This is a genomic window from Tenacibaculum sp. Cn5-46, assembly GCF_022347705.1.
GTDB lineage: Bacteria > Bacteroidota > Bacteroidia > Flavobacteriales > Flavobacteriaceae > Polaribacter > Polaribacter aiptasiae.
Genome location: NZ_JAKRGD010000004.1, coordinates 365,284 through 390,576, shown reverse-complemented (window position 1 = coordinate 390,576; position 25,293 = coordinate 365,284). Strand labels below are relative to the sequence as shown.

Annotated in this window: 14 protein-coding genes; 10 read left to right on the top strand and 4 right to left on the bottom strand. The window is 32.7% G+C overall.

Annotated elements, in window-relative coordinates:
- The first annotated feature begins 101 nt into the window (after window positions 1-101).
- The 7 genes from MHN29_RS10680 (at window position 102) to MHN29_RS10650 (ending at window position 19,033) form a co-directional block, all read left to right on the top strand.
- The gene (locus tag MHN29_RS10680) at window positions 102-12,902 is read left to right on the top strand and encodes a T9SS type B sorting domain-containing protein (protein ID WP_235274615.1); all 12,801 of its coding nucleotides are present in this window, start codon (window positions 102-104) and stop codon (window positions 12,900-12,902) included.
- A gap of 2 nt (window positions 12,903-12,904) precedes the next feature.
- A complete protein-coding gene (locus tag MHN29_RS10675; protein ID WP_235274616.1) occupies window positions 12,905-13,852 on the top strand; it encodes a type IX secretion system membrane protein PorP/SprF in 948 nt (315 codons plus the stop codon).
- A 66-nt stretch (window positions 13,853-13,918) separates the two neighbouring features.
- Window positions 13,919-14,806: a 23S rRNA pseudouridine(2604) synthase RluF gene (gene rluF / locus MHN29_RS10670; RefSeq protein WP_235274907.1), complete on the top strand. Its 888-nt coding sequence runs from the start codon at window positions 13,919-13,921 to the stop codon at window positions 14,804-14,806.
- A 56-nt stretch (window positions 14,807-14,862) separates the two neighbouring features.
- Window positions 14,863-15,993, top strand: coding sequence for a tRNA guanosine(34) transglycosylase Tgt (gene tgt, locus MHN29_RS10665; RefSeq protein ID WP_235274617.1), 1,131 nt, complete (start codon window positions 14,863-14,865; stop codon window positions 15,991-15,993).
- A gap of 15 nt (window positions 15,994-16,008) precedes the next feature.
- Entirely contained in the window at window positions 16,009-17,094 is a 1,086-nt protein-coding gene (locus MHN29_RS10660) for an LptF/LptG family permease (RefSeq protein ID WP_235274618.1), read from the top strand.
- On the top strand, window positions 17,081-17,980 hold the full coding sequence (locus MHN29_RS10655; protein ID WP_235274619.1) for a DMT family transporter: 900 nt from the start codon (window positions 17,081-17,083) through the stop codon (window positions 17,978-17,980). Before MHN29_RS10660 ends, MHN29_RS10655 begins: the two co-directional genes overlap by 14 nt.
- A gap of 99 nt (window positions 17,981-18,079) precedes the next feature.
- On the top strand, window positions 18,080-19,033 hold the full coding sequence (locus MHN29_RS10650; protein WP_150901136.1) for an acetyl-CoA carboxylase carboxyltransferase subunit alpha: 954 nt from the start codon (window positions 18,080-18,082) through the stop codon (window positions 19,031-19,033).
- Window positions 19,034-19,165: 132 nt separating this feature from the next.
- Here the strand turns inward: MHN29_RS10650 and MHN29_RS10645 are convergent, their stop codons facing one another.
- Together MHN29_RS10645 and MHN29_RS10640 are read right to left on the bottom strand one after the other, a co-directional pair.
- Window positions 19,166-19,795: a 7-carboxy-7-deazaguanine synthase QueE gene (locus MHN29_RS10645; protein WP_235274620.1), complete on the bottom strand. Its 630-nt coding sequence runs from the start codon at window positions 19,793-19,795 to the stop codon at window positions 19,166-19,168.
- Complete coding sequence (locus MHN29_RS10640; protein ID WP_235274621.1) at window positions 19,767-20,246, bottom strand: RidA family protein; 480 nt, start codon at window positions 20,244-20,246, stop codon at window positions 19,767-19,769. Before MHN29_RS10640 ends, MHN29_RS10645 begins: the two co-directional genes overlap by 29 nt.
- Window positions 20,247-20,362: 116 nt before the next feature.
- Between MHN29_RS10640 and MHN29_RS10635 the strand changes: the two genes are divergently transcribed.
- Genes MHN29_RS10635 through MHN29_RS10625 form a run of 3 tightly spaced genes read left to right on the top strand, consistent with a single transcriptional unit; the run spans window position 20,363 to window position 22,905 of the window.
- Complete coding sequence (locus tag MHN29_RS10635; RefSeq protein ID WP_235274622.1) at window positions 20,363-21,886, top strand: helicase HerA-like domain-containing protein; 1,524 nt, start codon at window positions 20,363-20,365, stop codon at window positions 21,884-21,886.
- Window positions 21,887-21,929: 43 nt separating this feature from the next.
- Entirely contained in the window at window positions 21,930-22,490 is a 561-nt protein-coding gene (locus tag MHN29_RS10630) for a hypothetical protein (protein ID WP_235274623.1), read from the top strand.
- Window positions 22,491-22,536: 46 nt separating this feature from the next.
- Complete coding sequence (locus MHN29_RS10625) at window positions 22,537-22,905, top strand: cupin domain-containing protein (protein WP_235274624.1); 369 nt, start codon at window positions 22,537-22,539, stop codon at window positions 22,903-22,905.
- On the opposite strand, the gene MHN29_RS10620 is transcribed toward MHN29_RS10625, so the two are convergent.
- Window positions 22,902-23,543 (bottom strand): response regulator transcription factor, encoded by a 642-nt coding sequence (locus MHN29_RS10620; protein WP_235274625.1) that lies wholly within the window; start codon window positions 23,541-23,543, stop codon window positions 22,902-22,904. The two genes, MHN29_RS10625 and MHN29_RS10620, sit on opposite strands and share 4 nt — an antisense overlap.
- A 63-nt stretch (window positions 23,544-23,606) precedes the next feature.
- Complete coding sequence (locus MHN29_RS18355; protein ID WP_239176076.1) at window positions 23,607-25,250, bottom strand: sensor histidine kinase; 1,644 nt, start codon at window positions 25,248-25,250, stop codon at window positions 23,607-23,609.
- Window positions 25,251-25,293: the final 43 nt, after the last annotated feature.

The window sequence follows — 25,293 nt, the reverse complement described above, 5'->3', positions numbered from 1 at the left end:
CAACAGGAGATTTCAATACAACGAACCCAGTAAATGTAGCTGCAGGAACTTGGGATGTTTACGTACGAGATAAAAATGGAGGTGCAAATTTCTGTCAAGTAATGGAAACTGTAACAATCCAGAGAATAACAGATCCAACAATTACTACTTCTGTAGTTCAACCAAATTGTAATGGAGATAATGGAACTGTAAATGTTGTAATCTCAGATGGTACTGCACCATTTAGTGCTACGATTAATAGTACTACAGGACCATATACAGCAACTCAAGCAGGATTAAATACAAATAATGTATCGTTTACAGGATTAGCTTCAGATACATATGAAGTAATTATAACTGATGCCAACGGATGTGCAACAGCTGCTTCAACAGAAACAGTTGCAGCACCAACAGCGTTAACAGGAGGATCAGCAACTCCTACAGATTTAGCATGTAACGCTGCAGGAGGTACAATATTAGGAGGAATAACATTTGCAGCACCAACTGGAGGAACTACAGCATATACGTATTTTTATAAATTATCAACTGATGCAGTTTACACTCAGGTAGTTGGAACTTCAGTATCAAACTTAGCTGCAGGTACTTATAATACTAGAGTAGTAGATGCAAATGGTTGTATTTTAAATTTAAACGATGTTACTATTGCTGCATTACCAACGGCACCAACATTAGGAAATACAATTACATATAATTGTGATGGAACTGGAAATATTACTGTGACTACTACACCAGCAGGAGTTTATACTTATAGTTTAGATGGAGGAGCTACACAAGCAACAGCTACTTTCAATAATGTTGCAGTAGGTCCACATACAATAACTGTAGGTTATGGAAGTGGTTGTACAACAGATATTTCAGTAAATGTTGAACCTAATAATGCATTTGATGCTACAATTACAGCTAGTACAGGAAATAATTGTAATGCTTCAAATGATGGAACAATTACAATTGAAGCAATCAATATTACAGGTAATTTTGATTATTCAACAGATGGAGGAACTAACTGGAACACTACAACTTCAAATCCATTTACAATAACAGGTTTATCGGCAGGAAGTCAAACTGTTATGGTAAGACCAGATAATAGTTCACCAGCAGCATGTACTAGAACAATAGGTACTGTAATTTTAGCAGATCCTACAGTTTTATCAGTTACAGCAGCAATTACAAAAGAAGCGAGTTGTGCAGCACCAACAGGAGCTACAATTGAAGCTACACCTGCGGGAGGAACAGCACCATATAGGTATAACATAAATGGAGGAGCTTGGCAAACATCACCTGTATTTACAGGAGTTGCAGCAAGCGGAACAGCTTATACTATTAATATAGAAGACGCTAACAATTGTACGTCTTCTACAACAGTAACTGTAAACTCACCATCAACCGTAGCTTTTGACGTTGTGCCACAAGTATGTTATGATGGAACAAATGGAGAGTTAGTAGTTACAGTTACTTCAGGTGGTGGTAATTACCAGTTCAGTTTAAATGGTGGACCATTACAAGGATCAGCAACTAATACTTATACATTTACAGGTTTAACAAACGGAACTTATAGTGTAACTGTACAAGATGGTTTAGGTTGTTCAACAACAACAAATAATCATACAATAAATGATCGATTATTAGCAACAGCTACTGTTACAGATGCAAGTTGTAATACAGGTCAAATATTAGTGAACCCTACAGGGGGAGCAGGGAGTTATGTGTTCTCTTTAGTAGCTGCAAATGCTGCGCAACCAGCTGATGGTACATTTAATAACACAAATCCAATAGCAACAGGAAATGGTACATATGATGTATATGTAAGAGATAATAATGGAACAGCTCCATATTGTCAATTTATTATAGAAGATGTTGTAGTTAACCAAATACCAAATGTTGCTTTAACAGTTACAGGAAATCAACCTACATGTAATGGAGATACTGGAAGTATTGATTTACAAATAAATGCAGGTACTGGGCAAGGGCCACATACAATAGTTGTAACAAATGGATTAGGACCAGTAACTACAGTTAATAATTTTACAGGAACAAGTACGAGTTTCAATAATTTAGTTGCAGAAACTTATACAATCACTATAACTGATGCATTAGGATGTACAGATACAGAAACTGTAACATTAACTAATCCACCAGCATTAACAGCAACTCTTACACCAATATTGCCTACTTGTGGAACACCATTTGCAGGAAATGAAGCGTTGTTTGGATTCCAATTTACAGGGTATCCAACTGTAGCACCATATACGTTAGAATTTAGTGATGACGGAGGAGCAACTTGGCAAACTTCAGATAGTTTTACGGGAATTAATTCAGGTACAACAGTAAACCCTGTTATTAGAGTATTAGATACTGATGGAACTACAGTTCGTTGTATAGAAAGCCTTGGAGCTTATGAAGTGCCATACACTGTTGAAGGATTGATAGTTAACCCAGTTACTAATCCAGGAACTTGTGTAGGAGGTTTCAGTGTAACCGTTGAAGCAATAGGAGGAGTTGGTCCTTTTAGGTTTATTCTAAATGACCCAACAGTACCAGTTGGAGCATGGTTGCCACCAGATACAACAAGTCCAACACCACCAGCTCAAGATAGAACAAGAACTTTTACAGGATTAATACCTGGTTTAAATTATGATTTCTATGTTGTTGATTTAAATGAAAATGCAGCAGGAGCAGTTGTTGGAGATCCTTCAGATGATTGTATTAAGCAAAACATAGAAAATATTTATGATGTATTTGCACCATCTGTACCTATTTCAAGCACAGTAAATAATAATCAGTGTAATGGAGCAAGTAACGGAGAAATAACTTTTACAATAGATAATACTTCTGGAGATTTAATTCTTCCTTTTAATTGGACTTTATACAAAAGAGATCCAGTTACGAATATTGGTGCAGCAGTAACTAATAATGTAGGAGAAACAAGTTTAACTATTACTACAGGAGGACTAGATGCAGGAGATTATTATATTCAATTAACTAATACAACAGGAGGACCACCAGTATGTCAGTTTGGAAGTTTAGATGTAACAATTGATGAAGGTTTACCAATATCTGGTACTTTGAATGCTGTTAACAATATTACTTGTGATGTTGATGGTCTTGTTAGAATTGAAAATATTTTAGGAGGTTTTGGAGGTTATACTTATGCGGCAACTGTTTATGAAACAGGAAATGCAGGTAATACAGTTGCACATACATTAACAGGTAATACAATTACAGTTAGTGATACAGCTGCTAATGCAGCAGGAGCAACTTCAGTAGATGTAGAAGTACTAGTTACCGACAGTAGTGGATGTACAACTAATTTAGGACCTGTAACAATAACCTTAAGTCCTTCTCCTACAGTAGTAGCCGTGCCTAATAGTTGTGATACCAATAAAACAATTACAATTACTGCAGGAAGTGGAACACCACCATACCAATACTCTACAGATGGAGGTACAACATATAGTACTCCTACAACTAGTACAACATATTTAGCAGAAGGATTAACTCCTGCAAGTTATAATGTAATAGTAAGAGATGCGAATGGTTGTACTAGTCCTACGGTAGCAACAATTATACAAGCACCATTAGACTTTACATTAGTTCAGACTAAAAATATTGATTGTTCTGGTACTCCAGAAGCTGCAGTAGAAATTAATGTTACTTCAGGTTCAGCATTAGCTAATTATGAATATGAAATAGCAGGGCCAAGTGCAGTAGTTGCAAGAACAGCTTTAGGAACAAATCCTTTAACTTTCAATCCATCAGCAGCTGGAACGTATACTGTAACTATTCATGATACAGCTGAAACACCAAATTGTTCAGTAACAAAAACAATAGATATCGCTGCAAGGGTAGAGCCTAACTTTACAGCAACGGCTACAGTAAATGATATTTGTGATGGAGCAAGTACAGGAGAAATTACAGTTACAACTACAGATAATGGAATTTTACCATTAAACTATACTATTACTCCAGATCCAGCAGCAGCAGGAACTATTTCTTCAGCAGCAGGAGTTGTATTTAGTAATTTACCAGCAGGTAATTACACAATTAGAGGAACGTCTACTGTAAATAGTTGTTTTACAGAACAAGTAGTAGAAATTAGAGATTTAAATCCAATTATACCATCAACGCCAGATGTAACAGAGTTTGCATGTACAACAGGAAATGTTGTAAATAGCGCTACTGTAACATTACCAGCGGGAACAACAGGCGGAACTGGTACATATACTAGAGTAGTATTTACATATACTCCAGCAACAGGAGCGGTAGAAACTCAAGATAGTGCTAGTTTAAGTTTTACAACAACAAACACTTCTGGAGGACCTGTAACTATTGTTGTATATGATGATCAAGGATGTTCTTCGGGAACAGTAAATACAGCTATAGCACAGTTTAATGCAATTAGTGCACCAGTAGTAGCAGTAGATAATGATATTACTTGTAATACAGGTGAAGATATTACAGTTACTTATACTTCGGTAGCAGCAGTAACTGCAAACATTACAATTGAAGGAACAAATGGAACGGTGTATGCAGCAGTAACAAATACAACGGGAGATTTTGATAATTTACCTACTGGAGAATATAAAATAACGATTGAAAATCCAACGACTGGATGTGAGTTAGAAACTTTCCATACTGTTGGAGTAGCACCACAATTTGACATATTAATATCAGATGTTACTAATGAAACATGTAGAACAAATGATGACGGTAGTGCATTATTAGATTTTAGTCCAGCTACACCATATGCAGGAAACTATGATTACATTGTATATATAGCAGCGACAAACGCACCTTTCAGAACCGTTAATGGACAAACAGGAAATTCACCAATTGCAAATTTACCAGCAGGAGAATATTATGTAATTGCTACATTAACTTCAACAGGAGCACCTTTCTGTACAGCGAGGTCAGCTAACTTTACAATTGAAGAACCAGCAAATCCATTATTAGTTAGTGGGGTAGTAAATCCACCAGTAAGTTGTAATGGAGGATCAGACGGAACAATAACTGCCAGTGCAACTGGAGGTTGGGGAAGTTACCAATATCAGTTAGAAGATTTAGCTAATAATGTAATTGGAGGTTATACCTATAGTAATAACAATGTATTTACTGGATTAGCTCCAGGAGACTATAGAATTAGAGTAAGAGACGGTAATGGATGTCCTAGATCTCAAGACATTAATATACCAGATCCAACACCAGTAACATTCACAGTAACTGAGAATGATAATGTTTGTGATTCAAGTACAGGAGGAAGTATTACAGTAACAGCAGCAGGAGGAACAGGAACTTATGTTTACAGTTTAACAGTAGGTGGAACAGTAGTAGCGAGTCAAACATTAACAGCAACTACACATACGTTTACAAATTTAGGTGGAGCTTTATATGTAGTTAATGTAAGAGATTCAAATAGTTGTGATGCAGGAACACCAACCAATGTTACAATTTCACCAAACTTAGATTTCTCATTAACAGAGACAAAGAGGTTAGATTGTTCAGGAACACCTGCAGCAGCAGTAAGCTTAAATGTATTATCAGGTTCAGGAAACTATGAGTATGAAGTAGTTGGAGCAGTAAGTGGAACTTTAGTTGCACAAACAGCTATGGCAACGAATCCATTAGTGTTTAATCCAACAGTAGCAGATACATATACAGTAACGATTACAGATGTAGGAGCAACACCAAACTGTTCAATTAACAAAACAATAGAGATTCAACCAGCGTTACAGCCAGATTTCACAGCAGTAGCAACGACGAATGATATTTGTAATGGAGATGCAACAGGAGTAATTCAGTTAACAGCAGCTGATAATGGAATCTTACCATTAACGTATACAATAAGTTCAGTACCAGCAGCGGCAGCAACAGCAGCAGTATTTAATGCAGGAACACAGACGTATACTAATTTAGCAGAAGCTGTTTATACAATTACAGCAACAGGAACAAATAGTTGTACAACAGATAGAGTGGTAACAATATCAGATAATGCAATAATTGATGTTTCAGGAGCAGTAACAGTAGCAGAGTTTGGATGTACAACAGGAAACACAACGAATAATGCAACAATAACTGTAGACCCAGCAAGTATAACAGGAGGAACAGGAACATTTGTACGAGTAGAATTTATTGATGCAGGAACAGGAACAGTTCTTCAAGATAGTGGAAGTTTTGTTTATACATCAACAAATGAAGCAGGAGGAAACTATACAATAAATGTATATGATGATAAAGGATGTTTAGGAACAGTAGGAGCTGCTATCCAACCATTTGAAAGATTGATAGATGCAACAATCACAGTAACTAAAGCAATTGATTGTGCTACAGGAGAAAATATTACAGTTAAGATAAATCCAGATATAGCAAATGCAAGTTATACAATAACAGGAGCAGGAACAGGATTTACAGCAACACAAGTAGTAGCAGTAGCAACAGATCCAGCAATATTTACAGGATTAGCAACAGATAATTATACAATAACTATTACTCACCCAGTAACAGGATGTATCTTATCAACAGCTCATATAGTAGAATCAGCACCAACATTTACATTAGATATAGATAATATTCAAAATGTAACATGTTTTGGAACAACTACAGGAAGCTCAGATTTAATCTTTAGTACAAGTACACCGTATACAGGAAATTACACATATGAAATTTTCAATGTAGGAGGAGTAACAACAGGAATAACAGGAAACGGAGTAGGAAATGTAGCAGAATCATTAACAGGCTTAGGAGCAGGAAACTATTATGTTTCAGTAACTATGACCGATAGTCCATTCTGTCCAGTGCAATCTCCAAACTTTGAAATTCAAGGACCAGCAGCAGCATTAGGAGTAAGTGGAGTAGTAAATCCATCAGTAAGTTGTAATGGAGGATCAGATGGAACAATCACAGCAACCGGAACAGATGGTTGGGGAAGTTATGATTACCAATTAGAATTCTTAGCAGGAGGAGTTGTAGGAACTTATACCTATAGTAATAATAATGTATTTACAGGATTAGCATCAGGAGATTATAGAATTAGAGTAAGAGATGCAAATGGATGTACAAGTGAAGCTACAGTAAATGTACCAACGCCAACACCAGTAACATTCACAGTAGCTGAGAATGACAATGTTTGTGATTCAAGTACAGGAGGAAGTATTACAGTAACAGCAGCAGGAGGAACAGGAACTTATGTTTATAGTTTAACAGTAGGTGGAACAGTAGTAGCGAGTCAAACATTAACAGGAACTACGCATACGTTTACAAACTTAGGTGGAGCCTTATATGTAGTTAATGTAAGAGATTCTAATAGTTGTGATGCAGGGACACCAACCAATGTTACAATTTCACCAAACTTAGATTTCTCATTAACAGAGACAAAGAAGTTAGATTGTTCAGGAACACCTGCAGCAGCAGTAAGCTTAAATGTATTATCAGGCTCAGGAAACTATGAGTATGAAGTAGTAGGAGCAGTAAGTGGAACTTTAGTTGCACAAACAGCGATGGCAACGAATCCATTAGTGTTTAATCCAACAGTAGCCGATACATATACAGTAACAATTATAGATGTAGGAGCAACACCAAACTGTTCAATTAACAAGACAATAGAGATTCAACCAGCGTTACAGCCAGATTTCACAGCAGTAGCAACGACGAATGATATTTGTAATGGAGATGCAACAGGAGTAATTCAGTTAACAGCAGCTGATAATGGAATCTTACCATTAACGTATACAATAAGTTCAGTACCAGCAGCGGCAGCAACAGCAGCAGTATTTAATGCAGGAACACAGACGTATACTAACTTAGCAGAAGCTGTTTATACAATTACAGCAACAGGAACAAATAGTTGTACAACAGATAGAGTGGTAACAATATCAGATAATGCAATAATTGATGTTTCAGGAGCAGTAACAATAGCAGAATTTGGATGTACAACAGGAAATACAACAAATAATGCAACAATAACTGTAGACCCAGCAAGTATAACAGGAGGAACAGGAACATTTGTACGAGTAGAATTTATTGATGCAGGAACAGGAACAGTTCTTCAAGATAGTGGAAGTTTTGTTTATACATCAACAAATGAAGCAGGAGGAAACTATACAATAAATGTATATGATGATAAAGGATGTTTAGGAACAGTAGGAGCTACTATCCAACCATTTGAAAGATTGATAGATGCAACAATCACAGTAACTAAAGCAATTGATTGTGCTACAGGAGAAAATATTACAGTTAAGATAAATCCAGATATAGCAAATGCAAGTTATACAATAACAGGAGCAGGAACAGGATTTACAGCAACACAAGTAGTAGCAGTAGCAACAGATCCAGCAATATTTACAGGATTAGCAACAGATAATTATACAATAACTATTACTCACCCAGTAACAGGATGTATCTTATCAACAGCTCATATAGTAGAATCAGCACCAACATTTACATTAGATATAGATAATATTCAAAATGTAACATGTTTTGGAACAACTACAGGAAGCTCAGATTTAATCTTTAGTACAAGTACCCCATATACAGGAAATTACACATATGAAATTTTCAATGTAGGAGGAGTAACAACAGGAATAACAGGAAACGGAGTAGGAAATGTAGCAGAATCATTAACAGGCTTAGGAGCAGGAAACTATTATGTTTCAGTAACTATGACCGATAGTCCATTCTGTCCAGTGCAATCTCCAAACTTTGAAATTCAAGGACCAGCAGCAGCATTAGGAGTAAGTGGAGTAGTAAATCCACCAGTAAGTTGTAATGGAGGATCAGATGGAACAATCACAGCAACCGGAACAGATGGTTGGGGAAGTTATGATTACCAATTAGAATTCTTAGCAGGAGGAGTTGTAGGAACTTATACCTATAGTAATAACAATGTATTTACAGGATTAGCATCAGGAGACTATAGAATTAGAGTAAGAGATGCAAATGGATGTACAAGTGAAGCTACAGTAAATGTACCAACGCCAACACCAGTAACATTCACAGTAGCTGAGAATGATAATGTTTGTGATTCAAGTACAGGAGGAAGCATTACAGTAACAGCAGCAGGAGGAACAGGAACTTATGTTTACAGTTTAACAGTAGGTGGAACAGTAGTAGCGAGTCAAACATTAACAGCAACTACACATACGTTTACAAACTTAGGTGGAGCTTTATATGTAGTTAATGTAAGAGATTCAAATAGTTGTGATGCAGGAACACCAACCAATGTTACAATTTCACCAAACTTAGATTTCTCATTAACAGAGACAAAGAAGTTAGATTGTTCAGGAACACCTGCAGCAGCAGTAAGCTTAAATGTATTATCAGGTTCAGGAAACTATGAGTATGAAGTAGTTGGAGCAGTAAGTGGAACTTTAGTTGCACAAACAGCGATGGCAACGAATCCATTAGTGTTTAATCCAACAGTAGCAGATACATATACAGTAACAATTACAGATGTAGGAGCAACACCAAACTGTTCAATTAACAAGACAATAGAGATTCAACCAGCGTTACAGCCAACGTTTACAGCAGTAGCAACGACGAATGATATTTGTAATGGAGATGCAACAGGAGTAATTCAGTTAACAGCAACTGATAATGGAATCTTACCATTAACATATACAATAAGTTCAGTACCAGTAGCGGCAGCGGCAGGAGCTACATTTGATGCAGCATCACAGACGTATACGAATTTAGCAGCAGCAGTTTATACAATTACAGCAACAGGAACAAATAGTTGTACAACAGATGTGGTAGTAACTATTTCAGAAAATGCAATAGTAGATGCTTCAGCAGCTATAACAGTAGCGGAGTTCGGATGTACAACAGGAAATACAACAAATAATGCAACAGTAACAGTAAATCCAGCTAACATTACTGGAGGAACAGGAACTTATGTTAGAGCAATATTTGTATATGATAACGGAACACCAGGAGATACAACTGATGATATTACTCAAGATAGTACATCATTTAGTTTTGGAGTTACCAATGAAGCAGGAGGAAATGTATCTGTAACTGTATTTGATGATAAAGGATGTATTGATACAGAAACAGTAGCAATCCAACCATTTGAAAGATTAATAGATGCAACAATTACAGTAACTAAAGCAATTGATTGTGCTACAGGAGAAGATATTACAGTTAAGATAAATCCAGATATAGCAAATGCAAGTTATACGATAACGGGAGCAGCTACAGGATTTACAGCAACACAAGTAGTACCAGTAGCAACAGACGCAGCGACATTTACAGGATTAGCAACAGATAATTATACAATAACTATTACTCACCCAGTAACAGGATGTATTTTATCAACAGCTCATATAGTTGGAGATGCGCCAGAGTTTGAATTAATTGTAGATAATATCCAAAGAGCATGTTTCGGTGGAAATGGAAGTGTTGACTTAAGTTTCAACCCAGTAACACCATATGCAGATATTTATACTTATGAGATATTTAATGTAGGTGGAGCAACAACAGGAATAACAGGAAATGGAACAGGAAATGTTACAACAACAATTAATAATTTACCAGCAGGTAATTACTATGCGGTTATAACTATGCCAAATTCACCATTCTGTTCTGCTAGATCTGCTAACTTTACAATAGATCAGCCAGCAAATGATTTAACATTAGCACATGCATTGACATATTTAAAGTGTAACCAAGCAGACTCAGGTGAAGTTAAATTAACTGCACAAGGAGGTTGGGGAGTTTACGAATATGAGTTAGTAAATTTAACAACAGGAACAACAGTTCAAGCTTATAATAATAATGATGCTATTACAGGTTTAATAGCAGGTAATTATCAAGCAACAGTTAGAGACGCTAACAATTGTACAGAAGTAATAACGTTCCAGTTAGATGCAGGAACAACAATTACTGGTGCATTTACAGTAACGCCAAACGATTGTATTGGAGAAAGTACAGCAACAATTGAAGTTACAGGAGTAACTGGAGGTCAATTACAAGCAGCACCATTAACATATACTTATGTATTAGAGTTACCAGATGGAACAAGAACAACCAGTCAAGCATCACCTATATTCACTAATTTACCAGCAGGTAATGGATATTCAGTGATTGTATCTGATGGATATTCTTGTGATGGAAGAGTAGGACCAATTAATATTGTTGATCCAACTGAAGCAACAGCAACAGCTAATATTACAGCAGATATTACTTGTAACAGACCACAAGCTTCTGTAGAAGTAACAGGATCTGGAGGTAATGGACCATACATGTATAGTAACGATGGAATTAACTTCGTTAACAATCCAATATTTAATGTAGGAGCAGGAGAACATCAGTTCTATGTAAGAGATAACCAATTATGTATCTCTGATCCAACTACTATAACTATTGATCCTTATGAAGCATTAGTAGCTAATTTAGATACAAGTGCAGCAATCATAACATGTAACGGTGACAGTAATGCTGTATTATCTGCAAATGTTACAGGAGGTTTAGGTAACTACGAATATCAGTTATTAGATAATACAAATGCAGTAATAAGTGGATGGCAACAATCAAACTCATTTGGAGGATTAAATGTTGGTATATACAAGATAGCTGTAAGAAGTACCAATGCAGCAGGAGATGTTTGTACAACAGAAACTGCAGAGCATCAAATAACTGAACCACTACCATTAAGTGGTAACGCAGTTCCAACACATGTAACATGTTTTGGTGGAAACACTGGGTCTATTACTGTTAACGCTTTTGATGGAAATGGAGATTACGAGTACAACATTACAGCTGTACCAGATAGACCAGAATTCCCTGCTGATAAGTACGTGAAGAATAATGTATTTGAAAACTTATCTGCTGGAGAATATATGATAACTATTAAAGATGTAATAGGATGTCCATTAGCTCCAATACAAGTTATCATTACAGAGCCATCAGAATTAAACATTGGATTAGTTAATGTAACAGAGCAAACATGTTTAAATGATCCAACACCTACAATTACAGTAGATGTTCAAGGAGGAACACAACCTTACTTTATTAGTATAAATAATGTTGAGTTAGCAACACCATATTCTCAAAACCAAATTACATTAGGTAGTGCAGAAGGTATTGCAGCAAATACAGTTTATGTAATAAGTGTAAGAGATAGTGGAGGAGGATGTGCACCAAAAGCATTATCACCTTTAACTACAATAGATCCTGTAGACTTGAGATTAACTGTTGATTTTGAATATACATGTCCATCAGGAAATATAATTAAAGCAATTGTTGATGATCAATATAAGAATTCGATGTCTTATACGTTATTTGATGGAAGTGGTACAGCAGTAACAACAAATACAACAGGAGAATTTATTGATGTTGCAGCTGGTAATGGATATACAGTAACAGCAACTCATACAGTAACAGCTTGTTCAGAGAGTTCAACTAGTAACCCAATAGATATTCAAGATATACAAGCCTTGACAATGACTATTGATGATTCTCAAAAGAATAAGTTAATTGCTAATGTAGACTTCGGTTTACCTCCATATAACTTTACAGTTGATGGAGTTGATATGGGAAGTGATAATGAATTTACAATCTTACAAACTAAAGATTATACTATTACTGTAAGAGATGCTAGAGGATGTGAATTAACATTAACAGTTAGAGGAGTATATGTTACAATAACAGTTCCAAACATATTTACACCAGATGGAGATGGAATAAATGATTACTGGTATCCTTTAGAAGTTGAAGATTACCATAACCTAAGAGTATTTATTTACGATAGGTATGCAAGAAAGATTCAAAACTTCCAAGGAGTTCAACAAGGATGGGATGGATTATATGAAGGAAAACCTTTACCATCTGGAGATTACTGGTATACTATTTACTATAATGAATTATCAGGTGAAGAGAAGAAAATAATGGGTCACTTTACACTATATAGATAAGAATGAGAAAAATATTAATAATAGCAAGCATCGTAATTTCTAGTGTAAAATTAGTTGCTCAGGAGGTAAATTTACCTCAGTACATAAACCACATGGCAGATAACCCCTTTTTAATATCACCAACCTTTGCAGGTATTGGTGCGGGGTTGCAGGTGAGATTGAATGGAGTTAGTCAATGGATTGGTGTAAAAGGAGCACCAGATACGCAGTCTATAACCGTTGAGGCAAGATTAGCAGATAGATTTGGTGGAGGTTTAACCATTTTTAATGATAAAAATGGTTTTACAACACAACAAGGAGCTAAATTATCTTTTGCAAGTCACTTAACGTTAAGTAATTTCCATGATAGTTTTTTATCATTTGCATTGAGTTATAATTTTGTTCAGTTTGGTATTGATACATCTCAAAATAATACGAATCAAACATTACCAAATAGATCAATAACAAATTCAAACTTTGATGTAGGTTTACTATATCGTTACGAACGTTTCAGTATTAGTGCTAATATTAATAATTTATTAGATAAGAAAATAGATAACTTTACATTAGACGAGCCTAAAACTTTAAGACGATATACAATCTATTCATCTTTTGTAATGGCCAGAATTAGTAATCGATTTGAGCTGGAACCATCTGTCCTTGTAGAATATTACGAAGCAGATAAGAGGTCTAGAACAGATTTAAATGTTAAGGCAAGAAAAGGAATTAGAGATGGATATGTTTGGGCAGGGCTAAGTTATACTTTCTTAAACGATCAATTCTTTCAACCAAATGCAATAGCGCCTTTATTTGGTCTTAAAAAGAACAACTTATATATGTCATATGGATTTAGTATAAACGTTAATAAAACACAAGATTTTAACTACGGTACGCATATGATAACATTAGGTTTTGATTATGACAGAAGACCAAGTTTGGCAAGATGTACTCAAAAAATGATTATATTTTAAAGAAATCTAATAATATAATAGAAATCCTCAAGCTAAAACTTGAGGATTTTCTTTTTCTTTGCATTAATGGAAAATAGGAATCAAAATTCAACAAATCTCAATAAATTCATAAGTAGCACAGGTATTTGTTCTCGTAGAGATGCAGAAAAATTTATTGTGGCTGGTAGAGTAACCATCAATAAAAAGGTAGCTCAATTAGGAAATAGAGTATTTGAGGGGGATGAAGTTAGAGTAGATGGACGATTACTACAAGCAAAACCAAAAACGCTGTATATAGCTTTAAATAAGCCTGTAGGGATAGTTTGTACTACCGATAGTAAAGAGAAAAAAAATATTGTAAAGTTTGTAGGACACCCGGAAAGATTATTTCCAATTGGACGTTTAGATAAACCATCGGAAGGATTAATCTTTTTAACAAACGATGGAGATATTGTAAATAAAATATTACGAGCGGGAAACAATCACGAAAAAGAATATATTGTTTCAGTAAATAAAAAAATAACTGACAATTTTATAACAAAAATGAGTAATGGAATTCCAATTTTAGGAACCGTAACTCAAAAATGTAAAGTAAAAAAGTTAGGCGATTTTACTTTTCAAATTATTTTAACACAAGGATTGAATAGACAAATACGTCGAATGTGTGAGTATTTAGATTACGAAGTAACTAAATTGAAAAGAGAACGTATTATGAATGTTTCCTTAGGAAATTTGAAAGTAGGAGATTGGAGAGAATTGACATCAGAAGAGATGAAAGAAATCAATAAAATGATTGCAACTTCATCTAAAACAGAAGAAGCTTCTATAGATGTTGAAAAAAAGAAGCCAAAACAAGCCAAGAAAAAGGAAGAAGTAAAAGTGACAAACTTCAATAAAAAAAGTGCTACATTTAGAAAAAAATCATCTACATCAAGAAGAAATTCAAAACAATCAAATAGAAGAAAGAGAAGGTAAAAACTTTATAATTCTTTTAATTTTTCAATTATTAAATAAGCGTATCTTTGCCACTTATGCAATTTGATTTAAAAACAAAAGATCCAAAGAGTAAAGCCCGCGCAGGTGTTATTACAACAGATCACGGAACAATAGAAACTCCTATATTCATGCCAGTAGGTACGGTAGGAACAGTAAAAGGAGTTCATCAATCAGAATTAAAAAATGAAATTAACCCTGATATTATTTTAGGGAATACATATCACTTATACTTACGCCCTAAATTAGAAACACTTGAAGCCGCAGGAGGTTTGCATAAGTTTATGAATTGGGATCGTAATATTCTAACTGATAGTGGAGGATATCAAGTATATTCACTTTCTGGAAGAAGAAAAATTAATGAAGAAGGAGTTAAATTTAAAAGCCACATTGATGGTTCAATGCACTTTTTTACTCCAGAAAATGTAATGGAAACCCAACGTACCATTGGAGCTGATATTATTATGGCATTTGATGAGTGTACACCTTATCCATGTGATTATAACTATGCAAAACGTTCAATGCATATGACACATAGATGGTTAAAACGTTGTGTAAATCATTTAGAGAAATTACCTTATAAGTATGGTTATGAACAAACACTTTTTCCAATTGTTCAAGGAAGTACTTATAAAGATTTAAGAAAACAATCGGCAGAGTTTATAGCCTCTGTGGAAGCAGATGGAAATGCAATTGGAGGACTTTCTGTAGGAGAACCAGCAGAAGAACTATATGCAATGACAGAGATTGTAACAGAAATCTTACCAGAAGATAAACCACGTTACTTAATGGGAGTTGGAACTCCAATTAATATTCTAGAAAATATTGCTTTAGGAGTAGATATGTTCGATTGTGTAATGCCAACTCGTAATGCACGTAACGGAATGTTATTTACGGCTCATGGAACCATAAACATAAAGAATAAGAAGTGGGAAAACGATTTTTCTCCTATAGATGAAATGGGGATTACGTATGTAGACACAATGTATTCAAAAGCTTATTTACGTCACTTATTTGCAGCAAAAGAGATGTTAGGAAAACAAATAGCTTCTATTCATAATTTAGGATTCTATTTATGGTTAACTAGAGAAGCTAGAAAGCATATTTTAGCAGGAGATTTTGCAGAGTGGAAAGATAAAATGGTAAAACAAATGGATAAGCGTTTATAAAACTAGATAAAGCTTTTGAAAAAACTTGATTGGTACATATTAAAACGATACTTAGTAACTTTTCTTTTTACGTTACTAATATTAATTCCTATTGCAGTAGCTATAGATATTGCTGAGAAAATTGATAAGTTTTTGCAACATGAAAATTTAACCTTTTTTCAAGTTGTTGATGAATATTATATAAACTTTATTATTTATTATGCCAATACATTCATGCCTTTGGCATTATTTATAGCAGTAATTTTATTTACTTCAAGGTTAGCAAATAATACCGAAATTGTAGCTATTAATGGAGCGCAAATATCATTTACACGTTTTCTATATCCATATTTTATAGGAGCTACTATTGTATGTATTGTAGCACTATTAATGAATCACTTTTTTGTACCCTCAAGTAGTAAAACAAGAAAAGCGTTTGAAAAAGAGTATTTAAAGAAAAAAAGATATACAGATACTACAATTCGAGAATTTAGTTTACAATTGAATGATAGTACCTATATTTTTGCTCAAAGTTTCGATTTAAAAAGAAATTCAGGGTATTATTTTTCTACAGAGATTTATGATGGAATTCAGTTAAAAGAAAAGCTGACGGCTGAGAATATTAATTGGGTAGAGAAGGATAGCGTATTTAAGTTATATAGGTGGAAAAGAAGGAAAATCTATAAAGATAGAGACAGTATATTTTTAGGAAATAGCTTAGATACAGCATTTGCTTTTACTCCAAAGGATTTTAATTATAAGAATGTAATGGCTCAAGAAATGGGGTCACCAGAGCTTATAAAATTTATAGAAATTTCTAAGAAAAGAGGGATTAAGAATTTAAATGCTTACTTGGTTGAATTATACAAACGTACTAGTTTACCTATAGCAAGTTATATTTTATCCTTAATAGCAGTAGCTCTAGCTCATAAAAAGCGAAGAGGAGGTATAGGTCTAAATTTAGCATTAGGTATATCAATAATGTTTGCTTATGTATTCTTTTTAAAAGTAGCAGAAGTTTTAGGAGCAGTAGCAGGAGCCAATGCCTTGTTGAATGTTTGGATTCCTAATATTGTTTTTGGGTTGTATGCTATTTATTTATATTTAAATGCAAGGAAATAAACTTAAAAATTATCTCCACCTACATTTTATTGTTTTTATATGGGGGTTTACAGCAATTTTAGGAGCTTTAATATCTATTGATGCAGTTCCATTGGTTTGGTATCGAATGTTGTTAGCAGTGGGCTTTATAGTTGTATATTTTTTGATACGAAAGATATCGTTTAAAATAGATAAAAAGGCTTTACTAAAATTTGCAATCTCAGGAATCATTATTGCAGTACACTGGATAACTTTTTTTAAGGCAATAAAAGTATCGAATGTTTCAGTAGCATTGGTAACTATGAGTACGGGAGCTTTTTTCGCTTCATTGATAGAACCATTTTTTTTCAAAAGAAAAATAAAATCAATTGAAATTTTACTAGGATTATTAGTAATAGTAGGATTATACATAATTTTCAACTTTGAAAGTCAATATACATTAGGAATAATATATGCATTGATTTCTGCTTTTTTATCAGCCTTGTTTGCTGTTTTAAATGGCTTGTTTATAAAGAAATACAATGCAAATGTTATATCCTTTTATCAGTTATTATTTGGAGTCTTAGGAGTAACATTATATTTATTAGTAACACAAAAGTTTTCGATAAACTTTTTCTCATTATCTACAAACGATTGGCTTTATTTAATGATTTTAAGTAGTATTTGTACAGCATATGCATTTATAGCTTCTGTACAAGTAATGAAGTATTTAACGCCATATACAGTAATGCTAACTATTAATTTAGAACCAATTTATGCAATTATATTAGCGTTAATTGTTTTTGGAGAAAAAGAACAAATGAATACAGAGTTTTATTACGGGGCATTTATTGTGTTATTAGTAGTATTACTCAATGGTGTTCTTAAGAATTCAGCTTCAATAAAAAAGAAAATTAGAAAAAAATAGAACTTTAAAAAAAGTACCAAGGTAAACTGTACATTTTTTTAGTATGTTTGCCTTTACAAACGACTAACTATAAAAATAGAAAATCAAACTATATACACAATGGAATATTTAGATTTTGAAATGCCAATAAAAGAACTAGAGGATCAATTGGCAAAATGTTTTGATATAGGAAAAGAAAGCGACGTAGACGTAACAGAAACTTGCAAGAAGATTGAGCAAAAATTAGAAAAAGCAAGAAAAGATATATATAAAAACTTAACTCCATGGCAACGTGTACAATTATCACGTCACCCAAACAGACCTTATACATTAGATTATATTAAGGCTATTTGTGGAGATTCTTTCATGGAATTACACGGAGATCGTAGCGTAAAAGATGATAAGGCTATGATTGGTGGTTTAGGAAAAATAGGCGATCAATCGTTTATGTTCATAGGTCAGCAAAAAGGATATAATACTAAAACGCGTCAATATCGTAATTTTGGTATGGCAAATCCAGAAGGATACCGTAAAGCTTTACGTTTAATGCGTATGGCAGAAAAATTTGGTATTCCTGTAGTAACCTTATTAGATACACCAGGAGCTTATCCAGGATTAGAAGCTGAGGAACGTGGACAAGGTGAAGCTATTGCTCGTAATATTTTAGAAATGACTCGTTTAAAAACACCTATAATAACTATAGTTATTGGTGAAGGAGCTTCTGGAGGAGCATTAGGAATTGGAGTAGGAGATAAAGTATACATGATGGAAAATACATGGTATACAGTGATTTCACCAGAATCATGTTCATCTATTTTATGGCGTAGCTGGGAGTATAAAGAGCAAGCAGCTGAAGCTTTAAAATTAACAGGAGAAGATATGAAGAAGTTAAAGTTAATTGACGGAATCATTGAAGAACCAATTGGAGGAGCTCATACAGATAGAGAAGGAGCGTTTAAAGCAGTACAAGAGCAAATTTTAAAAGCTTTTGCTGAGTTAAAAGATTTAAATGATGTAGATTTAGTAGCTCAACGTATGGACAAATACGCAAATATGGGAGTTTATAAAGAATAGAACTTCTATAAAATATAGAATAAAAAACTCGCTTCAATACTATTGTAGCGAGTTTTTTATTTTTTAATCAATTAGATCCATTATAAAATCTTCAGATAATAAAAAAAGCAACCAAATTGGTTGCTTTTTTTATTAAGGTATATTTAAATACTTATGAGTTTGTAAAGAAACGCGCCACTTAGGGTTATTCATTACATAATCTACTATAAGAGGAGTCATCTTTTCTTTTTTACTCCATTCAGGTTGTAAAAAAAGCTGACATTTCTTACCTACTTTTTCAGCTTGTTCTTCAGCAAATTTAAAATCACTTTTATTATGAATAATCATTTTTAATTCATCTGCTTCTTTATAACATCTCTTTGTAGGTAGCTTTGTTTTTTTAGGAGATAAGCAAAACCAATCCCATTGCCCAGAAAAATCATAAGCCCCAGAAGTTTCTATATGAGTTTTCATTCCTTTATCCTGAAGTTCTTTAGTAATATAATCTAAACTCCACATTAAAGGTTCACCTCCTGTGATAACAACAGTTTTAGCATATTTCTTAGCATTCTCTACAATAATATCGGTTTTTGTCGGAGGATGAAGTTTAGCATTCCAACTTTCTTTAACATCACACCAATGACAACCTACATCACAACCACCAATTCTAATAAAATAAGCAGCAGTTCCTGTATGAGAACCTTCTCCTTGTATTGTATAAAATTCTTCCATTAAAGGAAGCATTTCACCTTTGTCAATTAACTCTTGCGTCTTTAAATCCATCTACTTTTACAGCTATTACGTCAATTTCAATCTTTGCACCTACTAATAAATCGGCTGCAAAGGTAGTTCTTGCAGGCTTATTTTTAGGAAAATATTTACGAAAAATTGCATTAAAGTCGTTAAAATCATTAATATCTACTAAAATTACAGTGCATTTTACTACATGTTCAAGGTCAGAACCATGAAGTTCCAATACATTTTTAATATTTTCTAAGGTTTGAATCGTTTGTCCAGTGATACCACCTTCAGCTAATTTATTAGATTCAGGATTAATACCAACTTGTCCTGCTAAATATAAAGTATTACCAGCTTGAACAGCATCAGAGAAAGGAGCATTTTTCTTACGTTCTAATTTCGATTTATAAAAGACTAAATCAGCTTTTTTTTCAGAGTTATTGCAAGAAATAAATAATGAAAATAGTATACAATAAATAAAATAATAAGACTTCATAATTAGTTGTTTAACTAGGGTTTATGGTAAAGTTAACAAAATACTTAACAAATAAGAGTTAACGAGTTTTTGAAATGCTAATTTTAATAGTATTTTTATCGAAATTTTACAGAATAATGGGCAATAAAGAAACTTTTTTTGATTACATAAACGAAGGTTATAAATGTAAAGGCGACTTTATTACATTAGGAGCTGGTATGCTGGGAGAAGAAACAGTAACCAATGCTTTGGTTAATATTCCTTTAAAAACTTTAAACCGTCACGGATTAATTGCAGGAGCAACTGGTACAGGTAAGACGAAAACTTTACAAGTATTGGCAGAAAACATGTCGGAAAAAGGTATTCCTGTTTTATTAATGGATGTTAAAGGTGATTTAAGTGGATTAGCACAGCCTAGCCCAGGACATGTAAAAATAGATGAACGTCACGAAAAAATTGGAATTCCTTTTAATGCAACTAAATTCCCAATAGAAATTTTATCAATTTCAGAGCAAGAAGGAGTACGATTAAGAGCAACAGTTTCTGAGTTTGGTCCAGTTTTATTATCTAGAATATTAGATTTAACAGAGACACAATCAGGTATTGTAGCAATTATTTTTAAGTATTGTGACGATAACAAATTACCTTTATTAGATTTAAAAGACTTTAAAAAAATACTTCAATTCATAACTAATGAAGGGAAGAAGGAAATTCAAGAAGAATATGGACGAATTTCTACGGCTAGTACTGGTGCTATTTTAAGAAAAATAGTAGAGATTGAACAGCAAGGAGGAAACCTTTTCTTTGGAGAGAAGTCTTTTGATATTGACGATTTAACTAGAATTGATGAAAATGGTAGAGGAGTAATTTCTGTTTTACGATTAACAGATATTCAAGATAGGCCTAAGTTGTTTTCAACTTTCATGTTACAATTACTTGCCGAAGTATATGAAACATTTCCAGAACAAGGTGATAGCGGTAGACCTGAATTAGTAATTTTTATAGATGAAGCACATTTAGTATTTGATGAGGCATCGAAAGCATTATTAAGCCAAATAGAAAGTATCGTTAAATTAATTAGATCGAAAGGAGTAGGATTATATTTCGTTACTCAAAACCCTAAAGATGTCCCAGAAGATGTTTTGGCACAGTTGGGAATGAAAGTACAACATGCTTTAAGAGCTTTTACTGCTAAAGATAGAAAAGCGATTAAATTAGCGGCAGAAAACTATCCAGATTCAGAATATTACGATACCAAAGAGGTATTAACTCAATTAGGAATTGGTGAGGCTTTAGTTTCTGTATTAAATGAAAAAGGAATACCAACTCCTTTAGCAAGAACAATGTTACGCGCACCTATGAGTAGAATGGATGTGCTTACGGAGAAAGAAATTAAACAAGTTATAGATAACTCTAAATTAGTTCCAAAGTACAATGAGACACTTGATAGAGAAAGTGCTTATGAAATGTTGAATGAGAAGATTGAAGAAATAAATAAGGAGAAAACTGAGGAAGCTAGAAGAAAAGAAGAGGAAAAAACAAGAAGTAGATCCAGATCAACTGGAGCTAGAAGTACGAGACAAAACCCAATAGTAAAAGTATTAACCAGTGCTACGTTTATAAGAAGCGTATTTGGTATCCTAAAAAAAGTATTGAAGTAGAAAACAAATAATAAAATTAGACGTTTTAATAAAAAAGAAACAAATGAAGAACCAAATTAAACCACTTATTATCGCTTTAATGTCTATGCTATTTATTCAATGTGGAAATAGTAAATATGATATTTCAAAAGGTAAAGTAGGTAAGTTAACAACTAAAACTACAATGCAGGAAGTTGAGAAAATTTTTGAAAATGATTCTGTAGTAAAAGTATTGAGTGAAGGAGCAAAAGGAAATAATATATTTAATGAAGATGATAAGTATATGGTTTATGAAAAAGGAGGAAAACATTTATTAACTATTATCCCTCAAGAACAATTAGATTCAACTTCAACAATAAAAAGTATTGAGTTTTTTGATAGTAGATTTAAAACAAAATCAGGTTTAAATATTAGTTCAACTTTTCAAGAAATAAATGCTAATAATACTGTAAATAAAGTAGAATCATCACTTTCTTCAGCAACGTTATTTATAGACGATTTAAACGCGACAATCGCTATAGATAAAGAAGATTTAGGTTTAAAAGAATTTAGTACACAAAGAGTAACAAAAGAACAAATACCAGATTTAGCAAAAATAAAATCATTTACAATTTGGTTTAACTAAAAAACAGAAATCGGAACAATTAGTTTCGATTTTTTATTTTTATAAAATGAGTAAAAAATACACGATTCAAAAAAGTCCATTTGTAGTTCCAACAACAGATGGTAAATTAATAGAAGAGCATTTTGGTAATGCTTCTGATCAAAATTCAAAAGTTAGTATAGCACATATGATTGCACCTCCTGGATGGAGTGAGCCTTTTCAAACACCAGAATTTGAAGAGTATACCTATATAATAAAAGGAAAGAAACAATTTAATATAGACGGAGACATTATTGTGTTAAGCGCAGGAGAGTCTATAAAAATAGAAAAAAACGTTCGTATTCAATATTCTAATCCTTTTGAAGAAGCATGCGAATATTTGGCTGTATGTTTGCCAGCATTTTCTATAGATTTAGTAAATAGAGAAAGTGATTAAAACTGATATTTTTTATCAATAGCATATTTAACTAATTCATTGCCGCCTTTTAAATTAAGTTTACGGATCATATTCTTCCTATGAGTATCAACTGTAGTTTTAGCTATAAATAATGCTTCAGCGATCTCCTTAGAGGTATTTCCATTGGCAATTAGGTGTAATATTTCTTTTTCTCTATTTGATAAAATAATTTTTTCAGATTTACCTATGGTAACATTCTCATTTATGTAATCATTCATAAAATTAAAAGCCACGTTAGGATCAAAAAAAGTTTCACCATTAGCTACAGTAACAATAGCTTTGGAAAGCATTTTAATACCAGAATTTTTTAGTAAATATCCAGAAGCGCCTGAGTCTAACATTTGTTTGATAGCTTCTGGTTGATCAAACATAGTTAAAGCAAGTACATTGATGTGAGGAAATTTTTCCTTTATTAATTTAGTTGCTTTTATACCGTCCATTCTAGGCATTCGAATATCGGTAATTACTAATTTGGGCTGTTTTAAACTAACGAGTTTTACTAAATCTTCTCCATTATTAACAGTGCCAATAATATGGATGTTTTCATCATATTCAAAAAAAGATTTAACTCCATCTATTAGCATTTGATGGTCTTCAGCCATAGCAATAGTTATCATAATCTATGTGTTTTTACCAAAGATAATAAATGCGATATTGAAATTTATCCCTATGTATAAGTATTATACAGGAATGTTTATTATAATAGAAGTACCTTTATTTATAGTTGAATCTATTTCAAAACTACCACTTAAATGTTTTATTCTAGTTTGAATAGAACTAATTCCCATTCCATTTTTTAAATTAGTTTTCTTGTAATTAAAGCCTTTACCATTATCTTCAATAATAATATTTAAAACTTGATCAAAAAGAGAAATGTTTATAGTTGCCTCATTAGCATTGGCATGCTTAATTATATTGGTAATGAGCTCTTGAATGATTCTAAAAATAGTAATCTCTAGCTGATTATCAAGTCTTTTGTCTAAACCAAAATCTAAGACATGAATGGTAATTTTATTGGCATCAGATATTTTTTCAGCCATTAGTTTTACTGCAACTAGTAAACCTTTGTTAGCAATAACTCCAGCATTTTTTGCATGTGCAATGCTACGAACTTTTAAATAGGTTTCATCTATTAGTTTTTCGGTTTTTACATAGAGCTCTTCTTGATTGAAGTGTTCTTTTTCTCTATTTAATTTTAAGTTTTCAAAGTGTAGTTTTAAAGTAGCTAAAACACTACCAATATTGTCGTGAAGATCTTCTGCAATCCGAATGCGTTCTTTTTCTTGACCATCTATCATAGCATTGATAGTATTAATTTCGTGTTCTTTTATAAGAGTTAAACTTTTTTGTTTTTCCAGTTCCTTTAGTTGTTCAGCTAATAGTCTTTTTTTTCGAGAATTTTTTAAAGTTAAAAAACCAATAGTACCACTTAGAACTAAGAAAGCTAATGAACCGTAAAGTAGATTTTGACTTTGCTTTCTTTTTGATTCAATTTCTAAATTATCAGCTCTTAACTTTTCATTATCATATTTTTCTTTGATTTCAGAAATAGCAATGTTTTGTTTTGTATTATTTATACTATCCTTTATTAAATCATATTTATCAAAATAAAAATAAGCAGTTTTATAGTCTTTAATTTTTTGATAAGATTGAGCTAGTTTAAAAAAAAGTATTCTTTTTAAGTTTAAAGCATACTTTTTAGGAGAGATTTTTTCTGCTTTTTTAAATTTTTTTATAGCATTATAAAAATCATTATTTTTTTGATACCAATTACCATAATTTAGATAAGTTGAAAAGATCTCCGTGGTTAAATTTTTATCATAAATTTTAAGAGCTTTTTCAAAAAAATATATAGCGGAATCCTGTTTATAATTAGTGTGTAATAAACCTATATTAGAATAAGTATTGGCTTCAATTTCTCTGTTTTTTATTTTTTTTGAAAGAAAAATTATTCTTTTATAGAAGTCTAAAGAATTTGAGTAGTTGCCTTTTTTTAATAGTTTAACAGCGTATTCTTTATAGGATTTTATTTGTTTTAAAGTATCATTATTATTTTCAACGTATCTAATAAAGTCAGAAAAGTAAATTTCAGAATTGAATTTTAAATTGTTTTGAGAAGATAGTAGTGTGTATATAAGTAGGTTACATTCTGCTACACTGTCTAGATTATTTTTGCTTAAATAAAAATGTTTAGCTTTTAAGTAATTTTTATATGCTAGATGATGCTTATTATTTTTATCAAACTTGAGCCCTCTATTAAAATAATATAAACTAGAATCAACTCTTATGTTTTTACTTTTTGATATTTGATTATTACTACTCACAACATTTGTATTTATAAAATAAATAGTTATGAGTAGTTTATTT